This window comes from Halosegnis sp. (assembly GCF_042216475.1).
In the GTDB taxonomy this organism is placed as follows: Archaea; Halobacteriota; Halobacteria; order Halobacteriales; family Haloarculaceae; genus Halosegnis.
Window position 1 is genome coordinate 34929 of record NZ_JBDGTV010000010.1, and the last position, 20568, is coordinate 55496.

Annotated in this window: 18 protein-coding genes; 7 read left to right on the top strand and 11 right to left on the bottom strand. The window is 66.2% G+C overall.

Features of this window, described 5'->3' with window-relative positions; genetic code table 11:
• The first annotated feature begins 3 nt into the window (after positions 1 to 3).
• From ABEJ63_RS07095 to prs, 3 genes are read left to right on the top strand one after another with little or no spacing between them, the layout of a single operon-like run.
• The gene (locus ABEJ63_RS07095; protein WP_375795662.1) at positions 4 to 765 is read left to right on the top strand and encodes a helix-turn-helix transcriptional regulator; all 762 of its coding nucleotides are present in this window, start codon (positions 4 to 6) and stop codon (positions 763 to 765) included.
• On the top strand, positions 762 to 1544 hold the full coding sequence (locus tag ABEJ63_RS07100; RefSeq protein WP_375795663.1) for a hypothetical protein: 783 nt from the start codon (positions 762 to 764) through the stop codon (positions 1542 to 1544). Before ABEJ63_RS07095 ends, ABEJ63_RS07100 begins: the two co-directional genes overlap by 4 nt.
• A gap of 37 nt (positions 1545 to 1581) precedes the next feature.
• A complete protein-coding gene (gene prs / locus ABEJ63_RS07105; protein WP_375795664.1) occupies positions 1582 to 2427 on the top strand; it encodes a ribose-phosphate diphosphokinase in 846 nt (281 codons plus the stop codon).
• On the opposite strand, the gene ABEJ63_RS07110 is transcribed toward prs, so the two are convergent.
• From ABEJ63_RS07110 to ileS, 3 genes are read right to left on the bottom strand one after another with little or no spacing between them, the layout of a single operon-like run.
• On the bottom strand, positions 2418 to 3491 hold the full coding sequence (locus tag ABEJ63_RS07110; protein WP_375795665.1) for a hypothetical protein: 1074 nt from the start codon (positions 3489 to 3491) through the stop codon (positions 2418 to 2420). The genes prs and ABEJ63_RS07110 overlap by 10 nt on opposite strands.
• Positions 3428 to 3895: a hypothetical protein gene (locus ABEJ63_RS07115; protein ID WP_375795666.1), complete on the bottom strand. Its 468-nt coding sequence runs from the start codon at positions 3893 to 3895 to the stop codon at positions 3428 to 3430. Before ABEJ63_RS07115 ends, ABEJ63_RS07110 begins: the two co-directional genes overlap by 64 nt.
• Positions 3896 to 3937: 42 nt before the next feature.
• A complete protein-coding gene (gene ileS, locus ABEJ63_RS07120) occupies positions 3938 to 7144 on the bottom strand; it encodes an isoleucine--tRNA ligase (RefSeq protein ID WP_375795667.1) in 3207 nt (1068 codons plus the stop codon).
• A gap of 107 nt (positions 7145 to 7251) precedes the next feature.
• Between ileS and ABEJ63_RS07125 the strand changes: the two genes are divergently transcribed.
• Both ABEJ63_RS07125 and ABEJ63_RS07130 read left to right on the top strand, forming a co-directional pair.
• The gene (locus ABEJ63_RS07125; RefSeq protein ID WP_375795668.1) at positions 7252 to 7689 is read left to right on the top strand and encodes a universal stress protein; all 438 of its coding nucleotides are present in this window, start codon (positions 7252 to 7254) and stop codon (positions 7687 to 7689) included.
• 13 nt (positions 7690 to 7702) lie between these two features.
• Positions 7703 to 8311, top strand: coding sequence for a uracil-DNA glycosylase family protein (locus ABEJ63_RS07130; RefSeq protein ID WP_375795669.1), 609 nt, complete (start codon positions 7703 to 7705; stop codon positions 8309 to 8311).
• Here the strand turns inward: ABEJ63_RS07130 and ABEJ63_RS07135 are convergent.
• Together ABEJ63_RS07135 and ABEJ63_RS07140 are read right to left on the bottom strand one after the other, a co-directional pair.
• Positions 8275 to 9537 (bottom strand): MFS transporter, encoded by a 1263-nt coding sequence (locus tag ABEJ63_RS07135; protein WP_375795670.1) that lies wholly within the window; start codon positions 9535 to 9537, stop codon positions 8275 to 8277. The genes ABEJ63_RS07130 and ABEJ63_RS07135 overlap by 37 nt on opposite strands.
• A gap of 41 nt (positions 9538 to 9578) precedes the next feature.
• Positions 9579 to 9962 (bottom strand): DsrE family protein, encoded by a 384-nt coding sequence (locus tag ABEJ63_RS07140; protein ID WP_375795671.1) that lies wholly within the window; start codon positions 9960 to 9962, stop codon positions 9579 to 9581.
• Positions 9963 to 10059: 97 nt separating this feature from the next.
• On the opposite strand from ABEJ63_RS07140, the gene ABEJ63_RS07145 reads away from it, so the two are divergent.
• Both ABEJ63_RS07145 and ABEJ63_RS07150 read left to right on the top strand, forming a co-directional pair.
• Positions 10060 to 10491: an HIT family protein gene (locus tag ABEJ63_RS07145; RefSeq protein WP_375795672.1), complete on the top strand. Its 432-nt coding sequence runs from the start codon at positions 10060 to 10062 to the stop codon at positions 10489 to 10491.
• A 49-nt stretch (positions 10492 to 10540) separates the two neighbouring features.
• Positions 10541 to 11935 carry an aryl-sulfate sulfotransferase gene (locus tag ABEJ63_RS07150; protein WP_375795673.1) on the top strand — a complete coding sequence of 465 codons (1395 nt, stop codon included), beginning with the start codon at positions 10541 to 10543 and terminating at the stop codon, positions 11933 to 11935.
• On the opposite strand, the gene ABEJ63_RS07155 is transcribed toward ABEJ63_RS07150, so the two are convergent.
• From ABEJ63_RS07155 to ABEJ63_RS07180, 6 genes are all read right to left on the bottom strand, one after another.
• On the bottom strand, positions 11932 to 14214 hold the full coding sequence (locus tag ABEJ63_RS07155) for a heavy metal translocating P-type ATPase (RefSeq protein ID WP_375795674.1): 2283 nt from the start codon (positions 14212 to 14214) through the stop codon (positions 11932 to 11934). The two genes, ABEJ63_RS07150 and ABEJ63_RS07155, sit on opposite strands and share 4 nt — an antisense overlap.
• Before the next feature lie 562 nt (positions 14215 to 14776).
• Positions 14777 to 15208 carry a universal stress protein gene (locus tag ABEJ63_RS07160; RefSeq protein WP_375795675.1) on the bottom strand — a complete coding sequence of 144 codons (432 nt, stop codon included), beginning with the start codon at positions 15206 to 15208 and terminating at the stop codon, positions 14777 to 14779.
• Positions 15209 to 15271: 63 nt separating this feature from the next.
• Entirely contained in the window at positions 15272 to 17188 is a 1917-nt protein-coding gene (locus ABEJ63_RS07165) for an ABC transporter ATP-binding protein (RefSeq protein WP_375795676.1), read from the bottom strand.
• Positions 17189 to 17233: 45 nt separating this feature from the next.
• Positions 17234 to 18424: a CaiB/BaiF CoA transferase family protein gene (locus ABEJ63_RS07170; RefSeq protein WP_375795677.1), complete on the bottom strand. Its 1191-nt coding sequence runs from the start codon at positions 18422 to 18424 to the stop codon at positions 17234 to 17236.
• Positions 18421 to 19200 (bottom strand): enoyl-CoA hydratase/isomerase family protein, encoded by a 780-nt coding sequence (locus ABEJ63_RS07175; RefSeq protein ID WP_375795678.1) that lies wholly within the window; start codon positions 19198 to 19200, stop codon positions 18421 to 18423. The genes ABEJ63_RS07170 and ABEJ63_RS07175 overlap by 4 nt, the downstream gene beginning before the upstream one ends.
• A gap of 83 nt (positions 19201 to 19283) precedes the next feature.
• The gene (locus ABEJ63_RS07180; protein WP_375795679.1) at positions 19284 to 20537 is read right to left on the bottom strand and encodes a CaiB/BaiF CoA transferase family protein; all 1254 of its coding nucleotides are present in this window, start codon (positions 20535 to 20537) and stop codon (positions 19284 to 19286) included.
• Positions 20538 to 20568: the final 31 nt, after the last annotated feature.

Consider the following 20568-nt stretch of genomic DNA (forward strand, 5'->3'; position numbering starts at 1 on the left):
AGTATGAGTTGGGTCTCGCCGGACGAGTCCGTCGACGGACTCGGCGCTGCACTGGATACGCGGGCGCCGCTGCTGTCGGCGCTGGCCGACGGGCCAAAACGCCAGCGGACGCTGCGGGAGGAACTCGACGTGGCACGGTCGACGGCGTACAAGGGACTACGGGAACTCACAGAGCTAGGGTTGGTTCGGGAGACGGACGACGGGTACGCGCTGACCGCGAGCGGCCGGCTCGCTGCACAGACACATGCTACCTACCGGGAGCGACTGGAGCGGCTGACGGCCGCGCGACCGGTGCTGGCGTCAGTGCCAGCCGACGCGGGCGTGCCACCGGCATTTCTTGAGGAGGCGACGGTGGTGACGGCCGACCGCCACGCTCCCGAGCGACCGCTGTCGACGTTCGACTCGCTTGCCGACGATGCCGATGAAATCCGGTCGCTCTCGCCAGCTGCCGTCCCGCGGTTCATGCCCGACCTCCATGAGGCCGTCGAGGCGGGCTACCACCGGGGCATCGTCGTCGAACGACCGGCCGTAGAGGCGCTCAGGGAGAGCTACGATGCGTTCGACGAGGCGGTAGCAGCCGGCCTCGAAGTGCATGTCCTCGAGGAGCCCCTCGCGTTCGGGCTGACAGTGTTCGACGACGAGGGCGCAGCGCTGACAACGTACGACGACGGCGTGAGCGGGCTGCTTCACTCGACGGCGGATGGCGCCGTTGCGTGGGCGCGGGGTACCTACGAGCGTTACCGCGAGCGGGGCGAGCGACTGTGAGCACCGACGGTGATGTCTCGCTCGATGAGAAGCGGGTATACGCCGGCGGCTCCGCCCAGACCGCCTTTATTACAGCAGATGGAGGACTCGTGCGCGTGTCTGTCTCCGGTGATCTTGTCGGCGAGTTCGGCCTTGCGGTCCGCGAGTCGGCCCGCGACGTCGCGTGCGCGGACGGCCGGGTCGCCGCAGCAACCGAGACGGACGCACTCGTCGCAACTGACGATGGCATCGAAACGACGGGGTTCGGGCCGGCTGATGCTGTCGGGTTCGCGGATGGGCTAATCGCCGCGGGCGAGGACAGGATTGCCCGCTACGACGGCGAAGACTGGACTACCCTCGGCCAACTCGCAGACGTGCGCGCAGTCGCAGGGGACCTGCTGGCAGCGGCCGAGGGAGTTCACCGGCTCGACGGAACCCACGTCGGACTGTCGGACGCCCGCGACGTAGCCGTTGGGCGAGATGTGCTCGCGGCGACCGACGACGGACTGTATGCGCTCGCAAACGGGTGGATGCAGCGGCGCCCGGGGGGATTTCGCGCGGTCGCGACCGGTGGCAATCGGACCGTCGCCGTCGCGGACGACGGAACCCTCATTGAGCGGCGCGACGGCGAGTGGATCGAGATGGGCGCGCCGGCAGTCGTCGACGCTGCGCCAACGGCCAACGCAGTGTATGCGGTCACCGCCGAGGGGACTGTGCTCGCGGACGCTGGCGAGGGGTGGCGCGAGCGGGCAACCGGTGTCTCCGGCTGCCGCCGGCTGGCCGTCGTCAGTAGGTCGTGAAGGAAACGCTTGTTACCGTACGGGTGGAGCCTCGGATATGATACTGCCGGGGTCGGCGTCACAGTCGCTCGGCGCGGCGCTCGCCGACGAACTCGACGAGCGTCTCGCCGTCGTCGAGACGGAACGATTCGCCGACGGTGAGTTCAAGCTGCGCGTCCCCGACGCTGGTGGCGACCGGGCGGTCGTCGTCGCGGCGACGACCTCTGCCGAGGCACACCTCGAGCTGCTCCAGCTTCAGGACCTCGCACGCGAGTCGTTCGACGAGGTGGTGACCGTCCTGCCGTATATGGGGTACGCGCGGCAGGACCGCGCCTTCCGCGAGGGCGAACCCATCTCCGCACGGGCGGTCGCCCAGGCCATCTCGACGGGGACTGACCGCGTCCTGACGGTCAATCCACACGAACCCGCAGTTAGCGACTTCTTCGATGTCCCCGTCGAGGCCGTCGACGCCGCGCCGCTGCTCGCGGAGGCGCTGCCGGTCATCGATGACCCACTGTTCCTCGCACCCGACGAGGGCGCAATCGGACTCGCCGAGCGCGTCCGAGATGCCTATGGCACGGGCACGACCGATCACTTCGAGAAGACGCGCGACTACGACACCGGCGAAGTGACGACAGCGCCAGCGGGGACCGACCCTGGTGGCCGTGCGGTCGTGCTCGTCGATGACATCGTCGCCACCGGGAGCACCATGTCGGCGGCGATCGACCGACTGTACGAGCGAGCGGCCGCGGCCGTCTACGTCGCCTGTCTCCATCCGGTGTTCGCCGACAGCGCCCGCGCGCGACTCGCAGACGCCGGCGTCGCTGGACTGTGGGCGACCGATACCGTCGAGCGGCCTGTCAGCGACGTGAGCGTTGCGCCCGCGCTGGCCGACTACCTCTGAGTCGATGCTTGCCAGCCGACGACCGCGAGCGCCGCTAACGCTGCAAGAAGCCCCACACCAGCCTGACCGCCGGTCTGCGTCGGGGACGGCGACGCCGAAGGTGTCGCTGAGAGTGTCCGTCTCGGAGTCTCGGTCGATGGACGCGTGGGCGTCGCTGTCGGCGTGGGTGTGGCCGTTGGGGTCGGCGTGGCCGTTGCGGTTGGCGTCGGCGTCGCCGGAACGCTCCCGAACGCTGCCTCGTGTTCGGCCCGCGACCACGGGTCGGGGAGGGTATCCGTCTGTGTGTACGTCTCTGCGGCCGTGCGCGTGCTTGCGTTGCCAGTCCGCTCGACGGCCGACAGGAGTGTCTCACGGTCGACGGAGCCGTTCAGCGAGCGAAGCACGGTCGCGAGCGATGCCTCGCCGCCGCTGGCGCGCCGAATCCGGCGGTCGAGTTCACCGGCAACGAGTGCACCGTTCAGGTACGGTACGAGAACGTCCGTCCATGTCGTCGGATCCGCGAGGACGCCGTCGTACCGACCTGCACGCCCGAGATGCCGTCGAAACTGCTCGAAATCAATGCGACCCTGCCTGAGCGTCTCCAAGGCAGCGTAGTATTTGGCGGTCCCCTCAATCGTCCAGCGGGTCGTTGCCGTCGGCCGGTAGGTCTGTCTGGTATGGACGTACTCGTGGATCCAGATATTTGCTGGTGAGTCGACGGTTGCATTCGCGTACACCCAGAAGTCACGCTCACCGGTCTGGATACCCGCAGGCCCCCACGCGACCGATGTCGGTGCAACCACGACGAGGTGGGCTGTGTCCCGGGGGCCGATAGTGAGCCGCTCGGCAGCCGCCGAGAGCGAGTCGAGCACTGCCGTCGGCTCCTCCCTGAGCCGCGCGGCCACCGGGACGACGAGTGTGAATTGCTCGCCAGCGGCGGTCCACTCGTAGCGGGTCGACTCGCCAAGATAGACGAGATCACGCCCGGCGGCACCTGCGCCGTCCGTCGCGTAGTCGGTTGTTACGGCCTGTTCGGTGGTCGCGCGTAGGACAGTCCCGCCCGCGGCGTCGGGACGATAGTCCACTCACCGACATCGACGAAGGCATAACGGCCGTCAAGCCGACCGCCGGTCGTCGTCTGGTTGGCCGGAAGATCGTATGTGAGCGTCGGGGTATCGGTCCCGGTCCACTCGTACCCGTCGTCGGTTGCCCGGAACCCATCGAGCCGGGTGACGCTCACGTTGGCGGGAAGCGTCACCGTGAGTTCGCTCACCGCATCGGGTATCGCGAGAGTGAGCCGCACCTCGACGCTTCCCGGCGTCGCCGGCGTCAGGCCGATGACGAATGACCGCTCGATGGTGCCAGGTGTGTCGGTCGTCTCGACGGTGGTGGGCTCGGGGCCCCGTAGAGGCGAGGGGGCTGCCGTCGCCGGCCCAGCGACGAGACTCGCCATTACCAGTGCGACAGCAACGACGGCGCCCCGGCTCATCGGTCGGTAGAAGAGAGCGGCGGGGTTAGTCGTTCGAGCCGGTCACTCCGCAGCCGCCCGGTCGACAGCTGCGACGGCGATGGTCACCGGCACGCCCTCAATCTCGTACGACTCACGGACTCCGTTGGTCACCTCACCGAAGGTCGCACGCGTCTCGTCGGTGATGAGCGACTCGTAATCCGCCACGAGGTCGGCTACCCGGTCGTCGCCGACATCCAGCTCGAGGCGAATCTCGTCGTCCATCTCAAGGGCGAGTTCTTTACGAACCTCTTGAACACGCCGGATGATTTCGCGGGCGTACCCTTCGGCCTCGATATCGTCAGTGAGTTCGGCATCGACATAGACAACCCCGCCAGTGGCGGGACCCTCATCATCGCGGGCAACCCGGAACTCCGTCCCCTCAACGCCCTCGGGCGTCTGAGTGACGAACTCGACCATCTCTGCAGTCAGCTCGACAGACCGGCCGAGTTCGTCGGCGACGGCTCGCTCCAGTGCCGACAGATCTTTTGTCTCGACGGTGACGGCATTGAGCGCGTCCATCACTTCGCCAGCCTCGCCGCCGAATGCAGGCCCAAGCACGGACATGTCCGCACGGGCGCCGTAGGCAAGCTCTGTCCAGTCGGCCCCGGGTTCGACGAGCTCCACCTGTCGGGCATTGAGCCGCTCGCGGACCAGCTCGCGTCGGCGGTCGACCGCGTCGGCGGCCCGTTCGTCGTTGGCGGCGACGACGACACGTGTCACCGGCCACCGGAGGCTCCGGCCGGCCTGCTGTCGGGCGTTCGCGCCCGCCTCCTCGACAGCCCGCACTGTCGCGACGTCTGCCTCAAGGGCGGGGTCACGCCACCCGTCCTCGGGCGTTGGCCAGTCGCACATGTGGACGGTCGGGTGGCCGGCATCACCGGTGAGCGCGCCATAGATGCGCTCGCTGATGAACGGGGCGTACGGCGCAAACAGTTTCACCGTCTCGGTGAGGACGTGGTGAAACGTCGCGTAGGCGGCCGTCTTGGAGGCCGAGTCACCCTCTTCCCACATCCGCTCGCGGACGACCTGCACGTAGAACCGCGAGACATCCTCGACGACGAACTCCAGCAGCGTCTCCAGCGCCTCATCCTGTCGGTAGTGCTCCCAGGCATCGGTCATCTCCGTGACAACTGTCTGGAGCCGCGAAAGCAGCCACTGATCGACCGTTTCGAGGGCACACTCCGCGAGGTCGACCGACTCGGGCGTGAACCCGTCGGTGCGCATGTACGGGAGCGGGAACCGGAACACGTTCCAGAGGATGTTGAGGTCCCGCTGCATATTCTCGGTCTCCTCCCACGAGAAACGCATGTCTTCGCCCTGCGGGTTCCGCGAAAGCAGGAACAGCCGCATCGGGTCGGCGCCGTACTCTTCGATGACCTCGTCGGGTTCGACGGTGATGCCCTTCGACTTGGACATGCCGCGGCCGTCCGGCATGTTAGCATAGCCGTGCATCACCACGTCTTGATAGGGGATTTCGCCAAGCGCGGCCGTCCCCATCCCAAGCTGCGACCAGAACCAGCCACGGGTCTGGTCGTGAGCCTCGATGATGAGATCAGCCGGCCAGAGCCGCTCGAAGTCTGCCTCGTTCTCGGGATAGTCGAGAGTGCCCCACGATGCCGCCGAGGAGTCAATCCAGACATCGAACACGTCCGGTACTCGCCTGTAGGTGCTGCCATCTTCGGTGATGGTCACGTCGTCGACGGTGGGGCGGTGGAGATCGACCGCGTCGGGAGAGATATCCTGGTCGGCCCGGTCGGCAAGCTCCTCACGCGTGCCGACGACGATGGCCTCCTCCATGTTCCCCGACCAGTCCTCGGGGAGCCAGATGGGTATGGGGACGCCCCAGTAGCGCTGGCGGGAGACATTCCAGTCGGGGGACTCCTCGACGAAGTTGCGGAACCGGTTGTCCCGCGCGTCAGGTGGGTACCACTCGCTGTCGTCGATGTTGGCGAGCAGTTCGTCCTTGATATCGGTAACCGTGATGAACCACTGGTCGGTCGCAAGGAAGATGATGTCCGTGTCGCACCGCCAGCACTGGCCGTAGTCGTGGACGTACGTCTCCTCAGCGAGCAAGTGGCCGTTCGCCCGTAGGTCAGCGATGATGTCGTCGTTAGCGTCGCGGACGAAGTCACCGGCGTATGCGCCGGCTCGCTCGTCGTAGACGCCATCGCTGCCGACTGGACAGAAGATGTCTAATCCCAGCTCCTGGCCGCGCTCGAAGTCCTCTTGACCGTGGCCCGGGGCGGAGTGGACCAGCCCCGTCCGATCCACCTCGACGTAGTCGGCGTGGTACACCTGGCCGGCTCCCTCGAAGTCGGGGTGGTCGGGCACTTCCTCGGCCAGTGGGTGGTCGTACTCCCAGCCGACCATCTCGGCGCCGGCCAGCTCCTCGACAACCTCGTACTCCTCGTAGCGGCCCTTCTTCAGCACCTCCTCGAGGACATCCTCGGCGACGTAGAGCCGCTCCGTCTGGTCGGCTTTCGTCGCGTCGACACCGACGTACTCGACATCCTCATCGACGGCGATGAACGTGTTCGCCGGCACGGTCCACGGGGTGGTGGTCCACGCGACGAGCGACCCGTCGCGGTCGGCAAGGGGGAACTTCACGTAGATAGAGGGGTCCTCCACTTCGTGGTACTCCACCTCGTTTTTCGCTATAGCAGTCTCACACCGGGGACACTGCGTGATAGAGCGCTTGCCTCGCTCGACGAGCCCACGCTCGTGGACCTGCTGAAACGCCCACCAGACGGCCTCCATGTACTCGGGGGAGACCGTCTTGTAGGGATTCTCCCAGTCCATCCAGACGCCGAATGAGCGGAAGTCCTCCTGGAGCCCCGCCAACTGCTCGTCGGCAAACTCCTTGCAGGCGTCGATGAACGCCTCCATCCCGAACGCCTCGATATCCTTCTTGTTCTCGAAGCCAAGCTGCTCCTCCACCTTTGTCTCGATGGGGAGCCCGTGCATGTCGTAGCCGGGGCGGTCGGCGACGTCGAACCCCTGCATTCGCTTGTAGCGGATGTAGGCGTCTTTCAGCGTCTTGTTCCACGTCGTCCCCATGTGGGCAGCCCCGGATGTGTACGGCGGGCCGTCGACGAAGAAGAACTCCTCGCCGTCAGCGCGGTGCTGGCGCGTCTGCTCGTAGGCGTCCGTCTCCGCCCAGTAGTCGAAGACGCCCGGCTCTACGTCGTCCGGGTTGTACTGGTCAGAGACCTCGGCGAAACGGTCCATACGTCGAATGGCGGCCGCTGGTTGAAAGACGAATCGGTCTCGCAGGTTGGACCGCCAGAGGGAGCCGAGAAGAGGATTTTTTATCACCGCAGTCATATTCATGCGTCATGGTAACGTTCCTTGTCGGGACAGACGGGGAGGAAGCCAGCGAGACACTCGCTTTGTTCCTCAACGATGTCGCCGCGCCGGACGACCGGGTCGAGGTGGTTCACGTGCTGACCAACAGCGACGTGGATGCCGCCTCTGCCGGCGAAGAGGCACTCACAACCTTCGAGTCGGTGTTCGACGTCGACGCGGACGTGCGCGCCCGTCAACTGAACCGCGGGCGGTCGCCGGCTGAGGAGATGGTCGCCGTCGCCGACAGCGTCGACGCCGATCGGCTCGTCACCGGGCTGCGACAGCACTCCCGGACGGAACGAATCATCTCCGGGAGCGTCTCTCAGTCGCTCGTCAAACGGGTTGACCGACCGGTGACGCTCGTCCCCTTGCCCTCATACACGGTCGCCGACGAGGAGGATATCGTCTCCGAACCGGCTGACGAGTAGCCGACAAACCACTGTGGATCCCAGCGAGGTGTCGTATCCTGATGACGCGGTGTACAGATTAGCCGACGACTGCCGTCGCTGTCCGACGCTGTGTGAGTCCCGCACCCGTATCTCGTGGGGGACGGGGCCAACGGACGCAGACGTGGTTGTCGTCGGAGAGGCGCCGGCAGCGGGCACACCGGAGGCAGACCGCTGGCAGGGTGGCAACCTAACGGGCGCGGCCTACACCTCGCGTGCCTCGGGCCGGAAGGTGCGTGCGCTCCTCGCGGACGCAGGAGTCTCGGCTGCGTACTACACGAACGCGGTGAAGTGTCACCCGCCCGAGAATCGCGACCCGACAGCAGACGAGCGGGCGAACTGCCGGCCCTGGCTCGAGAGGGAACTTGAGACGGTCAATCCCGCAGCGGTACTTCCGACCGGCAAGCACGCCACTCAGTCGGTGTTCGCGCTGGTCGGCCGCGAACTCGACGGCTTCCTCGAACGCGTCCTCGAACCAGTCGAGATGCCGTTCGGCCGGGTTGTGCCGCTCATCCATCCCTCATATCAGGAAGTATGGCTCTCGCGGCTCGACCACACCCGGGAAAGTTACGTCGCCGCGCTGGCAGAGGTGCTCTCGCGGTAGTGGAGCGTCAGCGCACAGAGCGTGGCGGCGACGCCCGTTGCTACGGCGACCCCGAAGGCAACCCGGTAGCCCAGTGGCGTGTAGACGCGTGCGCCGTTGATGACATCGCCCGTCCAGTAGCTGTCGAGCACATAGCCGAGGACTGCCGGAAGGACGGCTGCGCCGAAGTAGCCGAGACTGTTGATGACGCCGGTGACGGTACCGCCGACAGCCTGCCGGTGGCGCTCCTTCGCGACGGTGAACGCGAGCGCGACACCGCCGTTGGCAAACAGCGCGAGAAAGAACGCGCCGCCGACGACGGGCAGCGGCGGCGCCGCCAGCAGAGCAACATAAGAGCCGGTGAACGCGAGTGCAGCCGCGACGATGAGTCCTGTCCGCCGTTCCAGCCGGTCAGAGAGTAGTCCAAAGGCTGGCGATCCAAATACGAAGCCGACGTTGCCGAGCAGGACGTACGTGGAAGCCGTCGCGACGGATACCCCATACACGTCGACGATGAACGGGACGCCCCACAATCCGAGGACAGTGAAGTTCGTCCCAAGCACGAAAAAGAGCATCACGCCGAGTAGCCACGTCTCGACCTCGCTCAGGACATGGCGCGTGTTTGTAACGACCTGTGCGAACGAGGGTGGCGTCCCGCCGCCGTCGCTAGCGATGCGAGCACCGGGGTGGTCGCGTACGAACAGCCCGATTCCGACGGCGACGGTGCCGCCCGCGGCGCCCGCAGCGAGCAGGGCCGACCGCCAGCCACTCGCCTCGATGGCCAGCGCCAGCGGTGTGGTCGCGAGGATGCCGCCGACGCCAGCGGCGGCGATAGTTAGCCCGGTCATCGTCGCGTACGCCGTCGCGTCGAACCACGTCGCACAGAACCGCAGCGTCGCAACGTAGAGTACGCTCCCGCCCAGACCAACGGCAGCCCGCGCGAGGAAGGCACTCGTGAAGCTCTCCGCGGCCGCAAAGGCGAGGACGCCTGCGGTCATCACGCCCAGCCCCACAGCCGCAACCCGACGCGGGCCGTATCGGTCGACGACTAGCCCCGCAGGCAACTGGAGCGCGGCGTAAATATAGAAGAAAGAGGCGTGCAGCAGGCCCAGCCCCGCGGCGTCGGTGTCGAAGGTACGTGCAAGGCTGTCGGCCAGCACGGCAGTGGCTGTCCGGTGGAAATTGACAAGCAGGAAACCGGCGGCCAGCAGCGACCACATGAGGAGCCGCCGACGTGAGGGGTGCATACCCCCCGTGGGTCGTCCCGCGTGTTGTATCTACCGCGTCGTCACCCGACGTTGATGAGTTCGTAGCCTGCCTCGGCCAGCGCGGCGACATCTGGGCCGTGGTGGTCGCCCGGCCCCTCAGCACCCTCAACGCCGCCATCGAGCGCGACGCCGGCTGCTTCGATATCATCGTCAATCTCGAAGAACGCCGCACAGTGACCGCAGGCACCATCGATGAGGCCGCGCCGCTTCGCCTCATGATAGTAGTCGCCAACGACGCTGTCGGGGTTCTCTTCTGCCTCGGGAATCCACTGGGTCCCCTGGCCGTCGAAGAAGACAGTCACCTCGTGGCCCGCCTCGTCGAGGTTGCGGGCATACTCGAGGTTGTTCGCAATCGGTCCTGGGTTGTCCGGCGGTGAGTTGATGAGGAACGCGTACTTGCCCATCGGTACCGGTACACATGGCCGCCGGCGATATGAAACTCCCGCCAGTGTGCACGTGCGACGACAACCTCTTGACGGCGGCCTGCGTTGGCTCGGCCATATGACGGCAGCCGACGACTGCGTGTTCTGTCGCATCGTCGAGGGGGAACTCCCGGCCCGGACGGTGGCCGAGCGGGACGGCGCGATGGCGTTCCTTGATGCCAACCCACTCGCACGGGGCCATACGCTCGTCATCCCGACGGCTCACCACCAACACCTCCAGGAACTGGACGGCCACTCCGCACACGCGCTGTACGAACTCCTCCACGACCTCGTGGCCGTCGTCGAGGAGAGCGTCGGGGCCGATGCCTCCAACGTCGCGTTCAACAACGGACCAGCGGCGGGCCAAGAGGTGCCCCACGTCCACGGACACATTATTCCGCGATTCGAGGATGACGGCGGCAATCCCATCCACGCCGTCGCGGGCACGCCACCGGAGTTGTCCGACGAGGAGCTGGACGACATCGCGGCCGACATCGCAGACCGGGCGTGAGCCCTCATCCACCACGCGCCGTCGACCACACCAGTCGGGAGACGCGCGGATGAGCGGCGGTCGGCTCCCGGTCGACGCCTCTCCTCAGTGGGTCGCCCGTGGCTGTGTGCTCCTGCTCGTGCTCGTGCTCGTGGCACCGACGGCCGTCTCGGCGGTCGGCGGCGGCGCGACGAGCCTGCAGGCCGGCACCGTTTCCGAACCGGCGAACGGAACGACGGTCATCTCCGTCCAGGGGTTCAAGATTGCTGGCCAGCAGAGCAGTAAAAAGCCCGCTCGACTCGTCGGCGTCGGCCCCCGCGGCGAGGTGGAGTGGGTGTACGATGGGGCAAACGACGGCATCGTCTGGTTCTACGATGTCGACCCGCTGGCGAACGGCTCGCTGCTCATCACCGGGACGCGTCCGGGAGAGACGGTCGTCACCGTCTGGAATCCCAAGACGGGCGAGACGGCCTGGTCGGAAACGTTCGATTGGGAGGATACGCACGATGTCGACCTGATCAACGGCGATCAGCTGCTCGTCGGCAACATGCGCAACTACAACGAAACGGCAGAGCGGAACGATGACCAGATTCTCCTGTACGACCGCTCTGAGGAAGCGGTTGTCTGGCGGTGGCGGTTCCGTGACCACGGCTTCGATCGGTCGAACGGCGGGCGCTACAGCGGCGACTGGACCCACGTCAACGATGTCGACAAGGTAGCCGAGGGTGAGTATCTCGTCTCGCCGCGCAACTTCGACCAGGTGTTCGTCATCAACCGGACGACTGGCGACATCAGCCGGCGGCTTGGCAGCGACGAGGAGCACGACGTGCTGTACGAACAGCACAACCCACAGTACCTCCGTGGCGAGGGTGGGACGCCGACAATGCTGGTGGCCGACTCGGAGAACGATCGCGTCGTCGAGTACGCCCGTACGAACGGGTCGTGGACCCGGACGTGGACGCTAACGGGGAACTTCAATTGGCCGCGAGATGCCGACCGGCTCCCGAACGGGAACACCCTCGTGACGGATACACTCAACCACCGGGTGATGGAAGTGACACCCGACGGCGAGGTGGTCTGGGAGTTCTACGCACCGTGGGGCCCTTACGATGCAGAGCGCATCAAGTTAGGCGACGAGCCAGGCGGGCCGACGATCCGCGAGCAGAACGCGACCGGTGCGGCCACGCTCACAAACAGTGCGTCGCTGACCCCCGGTTCGGCCGGGGTTACGCCCGCCCGGCTGCTGACGGAAACGTTCGCGAACACGCCGTTGTCGGCCCAAGCTGCCTGGCTTGGCGAACGGTGGGCCCACGTCACCCCGTGGATACGGCCGGTGTGGATGGGGCCGTGGCAGTTCGTGCAGACGCTGGCAGCCGGACTCGTTCTTGTTGGCTGGGCGGGCGCCGAGGCATTCCACCGGCGCCGACGGCTCCGCGAGCAGGTCGCGGCAGCCATCGGTGATTAGTCGTCGGGGCGCAGACGGGCGAGGCGGGCAGCATTGGCGGTGACCCCAATCGTCATGCCGGCATCGCCGGCCAGTACAGCGAGCCAGATGGGGACGTAGCCGAATGGCACCGCCAGCGCGAGGAGTGCCTTCACCGCGAGACTGGCGACGACGTTCTGTCGGATGACGCCGTCAGCCGCGCCAGCCAGTTCGTAGAGGTACGGCAGCTTCGAAAGGTCGTCGCCCATGAGCGCGACATCGGCTGTCTCGAGGGCCGTGTCCGTGCCGGCGGCACCCATCGCGATACCCACTGTCGCCGTCGCGAGCGCCGGCGCGTCGTTGATGCCATCGCCAACCATCGCTACACCATCGTTAGCAGCGACGAGTTCCTCAATAGCCGCGACCTTCTCGTCGGGGAGCAGCTCCGCGCGATACTCATCGATGCCGACCTCTTCGGCAACGGCCTGGGCAGTGCGCTCGTTGTCACCGGTGAGCATGACCGTCCGCTCGACACCAAGTTCACGCAGGCGAGCGATAGTTCGGGCCGCGGCGGGCCTGGGTTCGTCGGCAAGGGCGATGATGCCCTCCAGTTCGTCGGCCGTCCCGACGAGGACGACCGTCTTCCCTGCCGCCTGCAGGTCCGGGACGGTGTCGGTCAACAGGTCAAGACAGTCGGCCCGCTCGCAGATGTCCCGGGCTGTCCGCGTGACGGTCCCACCGTCGGTGGTGGCATGGACATGCGAGAGGTCGAAGCCAAGCTCCTCGAACAGCCCCGGCTTGCCGGCGTAGTGTGCTGTGCCGTCGAGCCGCGCCCGGACGCCCTTGCCGGCGAGACTCTCGAAGTCGGTGACTGTCGGCGCGTCGCCGGGCTCGTCGGCCCGCGCGAGGATGGCCTCGCCGATTGGATGTTCGCTGCGCCGCTCCAGTCCACGGGCACACCGGAGCACGTCCGCCTCGGTGTTCCCGTTGAGCGGGACAACATCCGTGACGGTCAGCTCGCCCGTCGTGAGCGTCCCCGTCTTGTCGAAGGCGACGACATCGACGTCGCCCATCGCTTCGAGGTGGTCACCCCCTTTCACGAGTACACCGTTGCGGGCCGCGCTGGTGATTCCTGAGACGACCGAGACAGGCGTGGCGATGACGAAGGCACAGGGACACGCGAGGACGAGCAGGGTGAGCCCGTAAACGACGGCCGTTGAGACGGGGGTGCCGGCGACGAAGGGTGCACCAACGGTCACGACGATGGCGAAGAGGACGACGACCGGCGTGTAGTAGGCGGCGAACCGCTCGACCAGTTGTTCGCGGTCGGTCTGGTTCGATTGGGCTGCCTCGACGAGTTCGACCACCCGCGAGAGCGTGTCATCGCCGGGCGCGGCCGTCACCTCGACGACGAGGTAGCCACCCTCGTTGATAGTGCCCGCGAACACCTCGTCACCGACTGTCTTGTCGACGGGGACGCTCTCGCCGGTGACAGGCGACTGGTCGACGGCGCTGTCGCCGTCGACAACGACGCCGTCCGTCGGCACCTTCTCGCCGGGGCGCACGTGGACTCGGTCGCCGACCGTTACTGACTCGACGGGGACAACGACTTCCTCGCCGTCACGCTCGACAGTGGCTTCGTCGGGAGTGAGTTCCATCAACTCGCGTAGTGACATGCGCGCGCGGTCGATGGAGTACCGCTCCAGCAGTTCGGCGACGCTGAACAGGACCGCCAGCGTCGCTGCTTCGAAGTACAGCACCTCGCCGAAGACGAGACTCGCCGTCAGCGCGCCCAGGATCGCAGCCGACATCAAGAAGTCGATGTCAAGGCTGAGTGCCCGTGCAGACTGGTAGCCGTGCCGGAGGATAGCCTGACCGGCGACAGCAACGGCAAGGAGGAATAGCGTATCCGCCACAGAGATGGGCGTGCCAGCGACGACGGCCAGGCGGCTGTCCAATCCGATGAGAAGAAACTCTACGAGCAGGCCGGCACCCAACGCGAGACCGCCGACCAGCGTTTTGCGCCCGCGAGGGCTTGTCCAGACGGCCCGGCCCTCAACGGTCGTGTCGGCGCCGGTCACCTCGTAGCCGGCTGCCTCGATGGCGGCGACGACGGCCGCTTCGTTCCCTTCATGCGTGACGACGACCGTCCCGCTGGTCGGGCGGGTCTCGTAGCCGACCACGCCATCGACGCCCGAAAGCGCCGACTCCACTTTGCCGGCACACGACGCACAGTCCATATCGGGGACGGACAGGCGGACAGTCACCTCGGCCGCACCATCGTGGTCGTGGCCGTCAGACGACTCGCCTGCGTCGGTCATTATGCTCTGGTAGCCATCGTGGCGTTATTAATGTCGCTGTTGAAAACAAGGGTCTATATGTGTAGTATTGTTATCTCAAGATGCAATCGTTAATAATAACTCGTGCGGTCCGATCCGTCTTCACCGGCTGTCGAGGCGAATGCCACGGGGCTTGACCCCGAGGCGGTTCACGCGTTCTGCCTCGTCACCTCCCTCGACGTTTGACTCCATGTCCGCGGCTCTCAGGACATGGAGTGTGCCGGCACTCTCGTGCCCGATGTTCGACACCCAGCAGCACGGCAGCGGGAGCTTCCCAAACATCCTTGCCGGTCAGCAGCCGCTCGTGGGGTCGACATGCCAGTAGGGCACCCCGACCCGTCTCCGCTTGCGGCGTCACGGGACCACCCCGCCAGACGGCGTTCCCGTCATGGTGGCGACACACGTATTCGAGGCCGTCGGCGCCGCCCGCCCGCAGGTCACCGCTAGCAGTCGGGTCAACCTGTGGGACGGACAGATTCAGCTGTGTTATCGAGATCGACAGGCAGAGCAGGCCGAGTGCCTCGGAACGTGAGCTCAACGCAGTTCACACCGGCGCCACGGCCCGGTCGGTCGCTGTTGCGACCCGGCTCGCCACCGACCCGCGGTAGTCGGCATCAGTGCGAGCTCCCAGCACGACGAGGTCGGCGTTAATCTCCTCGGCATACGACGCGATGACGCGGTGTGGACGGCCGGGCCGGACGACCGCCTCAACGGGGATACCACGGTCGAGCGCGCGCTCAGCGACCGTGAGCACGAGCGCTTGCGCCCGGCGAGGATCCGTCGTCGGCGGGTCGGTTGGGGGCGCCTCAGCGGGCGGACGGGCATGGACGACGTGGAGTCGCCCGTCCCAACTTGCTGCGACAGCCAGCGCGTGGTCAACACCGCGGGCGGCAGCATCGCTCTCGTCGACGGCGACCAAAACCGTCGGTGCGTCGGACTCGCTCCCCGGATCGGACTGTGGTGAACGCCTCTGCATACTAACAGGTACGGCAGCATCCGTGGAATGGTTCGGCCCGAACCTGTTCGGTTAGCCCGGGCGTCAGTCGTCAGCCGGGGCAGGACCAGCGTCGGCCTGTGCTAACCACAGGTCAGCGTACTCACCGCGGGCGGCGAGCAGGTCGTCGTGGCTGCCCTGTTCGACGATGCGGCCGTCGTCCATCACGACAATCTCGTCGGCATCTTTGATCGTCGAGAGCCGGTGGGCAATGACGAATGCCGTGCGTTCCTCGACCAACCGGTCGAGACTCTCCTGAATGAGCTCCTCCGTCTCGGTGTCCACGTCGCTGGTTGCCTCGTCGAAGATGATGATGGCGGGGTCGTTGAGCAGCGCGCGGGCGATGGCGAGCCGCTGGCGCTGGCCGCCCGACAGCTTCACCCCTCGCTCGCCGACGCGGGTGTCGTAGCCGTCCGGCAGGTCGGTGATGAACTCGTGGGCCTCTGCGGCCTCAGCGACTTCGCGTACCCGGTCACGAGCTGCCTGCTCGTCGTCGACGTCCTCGTACCACTCTGTCTCGAGGGTGCTACGGTCGCCGTAGGCGATGTTCTCTGCGACCGTCCCAGAGAACAGGTACGGGTTCTGCTCGACGATGGCGATTTCGTCCCGTAGCGCCTGCAGGTCATACTCGCGGACGTCGACCCCGTCGACGCGCACACATCCCGCATCAACGTCGTGGAAGCGGGCAACCAGCTTCAGCAGCGTTGATTTGCCCGCGCCGGTCGCTCCCGCCAGCCCGACGGTCGCACCCGCGGGCACGTCCAATGAGACGTCGTGGATGACCGGCTCGCGGTCGCCGTACGCGAAGGTGACCCCCTCAAACGCGACATCGCCCGCAACCGTCTCGGGTCGGTGTGGGTCTGCCGGCGAAGTGATGGTCGGCTCGCGGCCGAGCAACCCGAACACCCGCTCGGCGCTGGACTTGGCGAGCTGGTATTTATTAGCAGACTTGCCCACCCGCCGCATCGGCGAGTAAAGCCGCCGCAACAGCAGGAAAAAGAGCGCGAATCCGCCCGTCGAGAGGGCGATGCCGCCGGCCGTCTCAGCACCGATGATGTCGCGGCCGCCGACGTACAGCGCAACGACAAAAACGATGCCCGTCAACAGCCGCAGCGTCGAGAAGAAGCCGCGGCGGATACGCAACGCTCGCACCTTCTCGTCGTGGTAGCGGGCGCTTTGCTGGGCGACGCGGTCCCGCTCGAACCCGTAGCGGTCAAACGCCTTGATTACGGCCGCACCACCGAGGTTGTTCTCCAAGCGTGTGTTGAGCCGCGCGACCGTCTCCCGGATGGATTTGTAGCGCGGCTCGATCCACGTCAGGAACCGGCCGCTCGCCAGCCCGATGATCGGAACTGGCGCCAGCGCGATGAGCGCCAGCTTCGGCGAATAAAACCACAGGATGACGGCGATGCCGCCGACGGTCGCCACTACCCGGATGAGCTGGCGGAATTCAGTGTTGAGGAACTGCTCCAGCCGATTGATGTCGCTGTTGAGGATAGACATCATCCCGCCAGTCTGGTGGTCGACAAAGAAGTCCATCGAGAGATGCTGGAGATGGTCGTAGGTGTCGTTCCGGAGATCGCGCTGGACCTTCTGGGCGGTCGCCTGCAGCAGGTATCGAGAGGCGAACCGCGACACCGACCGGACAGCGTACGCCAGCACAGCGATGCCGACGAGTTGCTCCAGGAGGGCCAGCCGGGCCGCCTGCCCAGTTATCTCGCCAGCGGGCAGCAGTCCCACCCGCGTCAGGAGGCCCGTCTCGCCAGAGGTGCGGATGACCCGGTCGATAGCCGCCGCGACGACCACCGGCGGCACGAGCCGGGCGAACCGCGTCAGAAACGACGCGACGACCCCAAGCGTCAGTCGCACCCAGTAGCGACGCGCGTACGACAGCAGACTCACCATCGGGTGGCCCACGACGTTGTCGCGGACGTCTTCGAACCCCCCGTGGTCCTCGCTCATTACTCGCCGTATGTGGGTCGCAGCCAAGTACCCGGCGCTTCGGCGTCAGTTACCGAACGCCCCTCCCTCGACCCACTCGTCGAGCGTCGTCTGGTCGTCGGCCAGATCGGCGAAGACGGCGTCAGTGTGCTCGCCAAGCCGCGGTGCTGGTGCCCGAATCGTCGGCTCGAAGTCTGGGAAGTGAACCGGATGGCCTGGCAGTGCCACCTCACCAGCATCGGGGTCTTCATGGGCGACAACGAGATTGCGCGCAGCCGTCTGCTCGTGATCGACGACGGCCGCGAGGTCGTTGAGTGGCCCGGTTGGGAAGCCTGCCTCGGTGAGCACGTCAAGCCAGTGATCGACCGGCTCCTCACGAAACCGCTCGCTCAGCACCGCCCGGACGTGCTCCCGGTTCGCCATCCGCTCGTCGTTGCTCGCGTAGCCACGCAACTCCTCACAGCCCACGACATCGACAAACGCATCCCATCGATCATCGCCCGGCACGCCCGTCACGAACCGGCCGTCGCTCGCCTCGAACAGCCCATACGGACAGATGGACTGATGGGTGGTTCCCTGCGGACCGGGCACCTCGCCAGTCAGCGAGTGGAAGGTGATATACTCGTTCATCACGGCCGTGACGGCATCGAACAGGCCCACATCGAATTTGCCGGTGAACGCCTCGGGAGGCGTCTGGTCGCGCTCGTGGAGTCGTGCCAGGAGTGCAATCGCAGCGAACATCCCCGCGGTGAGGTCGCCGATCGCCTGCCCTACCTTCACCGGCTCGCCCCCCTCTGGACCGGTGACGGACATGATTCCCGCCTCCGCCTGCAAGATGAGGTCAAGCCCCTTCTTCTCGCGGGCTGGCCCTGTTTCGCCGTACCCCTTCACGCTCGCATAGATGATGTCCTCGTTCACCGCGCGGACGGCCTCGTACCCCAGTCCAAGCTGCTCGGCGACGCCGTATCCGAAGTTCTCGACGAACGCGTCTGCCTCCGCCAGCAGCGCCAACGCCGCCTCAGTCCCTGCCTCGGTCTTCAGGTCGAGTTCGACCGACCGCTTGTTGCGGTTGTTCGCCATAAAGTAGCCCGACTTGTTCTCGGGCCCGAGCCCCTGCGAGCGAGCCGGGTCGCCGACGTCGGGGCGCTCGATCTTCACCACGTCCGCGCCCAGATCCGCGAGCAGCGCGCCGCAGAACGGGCCCGCCCGGTGGACGGTCAACTCGACGACCGTCACGTCCGAGAGCGGGCCGGTCATGGGTCGGTGAACTCGTCGACCAGCCGGCGGCGCTCCTCGGTGGCAAACTGCTCCCACCAGAGTTCTGCCTCACGCTCGCGGGCCGTCGCAAGCGCTGGACTCTCCACCGCGGCGTCGATAGCCCGCTTCGAGTTTTTGACTGCTAATCGGCCAGTATCCTGAATGGCTGCGACGAGTTCGGCGACTGTCTCGTCGAGCTGGTCACGAGCGACAGTATCGTTCACGAGCCCGATACGATGGGCTTCGGCGGCGTCTATCATCCCCGCTGTGTAGACGAGTTCCTTCGCCTTCGCTTCGCCGACGAGCTGTGTCGCTCGGTAGGTGGCGCCGCCAGTGGGAATCTGGCCGATATCGGTGACTGGAACCCCGAACTCCGCCTCGTCGACGGCCACCCGCAGGTCACAGTACATCGCGAAGATGAGTCCACCACCAACACAGTAGCCGTTTATTTTGGCGATAACTGGGGCATGAACGTGCTTTGCGGCCGTATACGCGTCGAAGAAGAGCTCCTGGCGCTCCTTCTGCATCGGATCGTGGTCTGCCGAAGGGCCCGCGTACTGCTCGATATCTGCACCCGCCGAGAAGGCATCGTCCCCCTCGCCGGTCACGACGATGACATCGAGAGAGCGGTCAAGCCGGAACTCCGAGAATGCCCGCCGCAGGTCGAACATCGTCGCGGTATTCAGCGCATTGTACTTCTCAGGGCGACCGAACGTCACCTCGGCGACGCCGTCGGCCACCTCGACTGAGAGATGCTCGTAGGGTCCGTACGACATGGGTAGGGGTCGCCTGGCAAGGGCAAATGTCTGTCCTTGATATCCTCCCACTCCTGAACGGGTGGGCGTCCGCTCGCTCCGTGTCAGCGGTCGGGGATGGCGCCTGCCTCGCGCAGCTGGTCCAGCTCCGCGTTGCCGTAACCCAGGTCGCGCAACACCGCCTCCGTATCCTCGCCGAGCAACGGCGGTGCGTCGTCGAAGCCGGCCTCGGCGTGCTCGTAATTGAGCGGATGTTCGAGCGCATCTATCTCACCGACGGCCGGGTGCTCGAGCGTCGTAACGACGCCGCGGGCCTCCGTCTGTTCGTTGTCGAGGGCTGTCGGCACGTCGTACACCGGCCCGACCGGTAGGCCTGCCTCCTCGGCCAGCCGCTCGACCCACTCGTCAGTCGTACGCTCCTCGAAGGTGGCCGATAGTTCCGCCTCGAGTTCGTCCATGTGTTCGACGCGGTCGGCGTTCGTCTCGAAGCGAGGGTCGTCGGCCAACTCCGCTCGCCCGATGGCCTCACAGAGCCCGCGCCAGAGTTTCTGGTTCGCACAGCCAACGTTGAGATAGCCGTCGGCCGTCGGGTACGCCTGATAGGGCGCAAGGACGGGATCTTTCGTTCCCATCCGGGTCGGTTGCTCGCCGACGAACGCCTTGGCCGCCTGCTTGGTCAGCCACGGGAGCGCGGCATCGTGCATCGCGAGCTCAACCCGGTCACCCTCGCCGGTGAGTTCGCGGCGGAACAGCGCACCCATGATGCCGAACGCCGCCCACATCGCCGTGATTAGGTCCGTCTGGGGGAGTCCCACCTTGACTGGGTCGCCGTCTTCGGGACCAGTGACGGACATGATACCGCTGGTCCCTTGCACGAGCAGATCGTAGCCAGGCCGCTCGCTCCACGGACCACTGTCGCCGAACGCCGAGATGGAGCAGTAGACGACATCCTCGTTGCGCTCGCGAATATCGTCGTAGCCGACGCCGATACGATCGGCTGTCCCCGGCCGGAAGTTCTCGACGAACACGTCCGCCTCGCGCGCGAGGTCGTACAGTGCCGCCAGTCCTTCGTCGGTCTTCAAATCGAGCTCGACCGACCGCTTGTCGTAGTTGACCGTCCAGAAATACGGCGACTCCCCCTCGTCTGGGGTGCGGCCCGGGCCGTCGTAGTCGCCGGGGGCGACAAACGGCGGCCCAGAGTGGCGGGAGTCGTCGCCGGTCCCCGGCCGCTCTACCTTGATGACCTCCGCACCCTGGTTGGCGAGCATTGTCGTCGCGAACCCGCCTGTGACGAACGTCGAAAGGTCGACCACAGTCACGCCGTCAAGCACACGCGTCCGCGTCTCGTCTGTCGTCATGCAACGCTGTTCGGAAAGGGGTCACATGGTA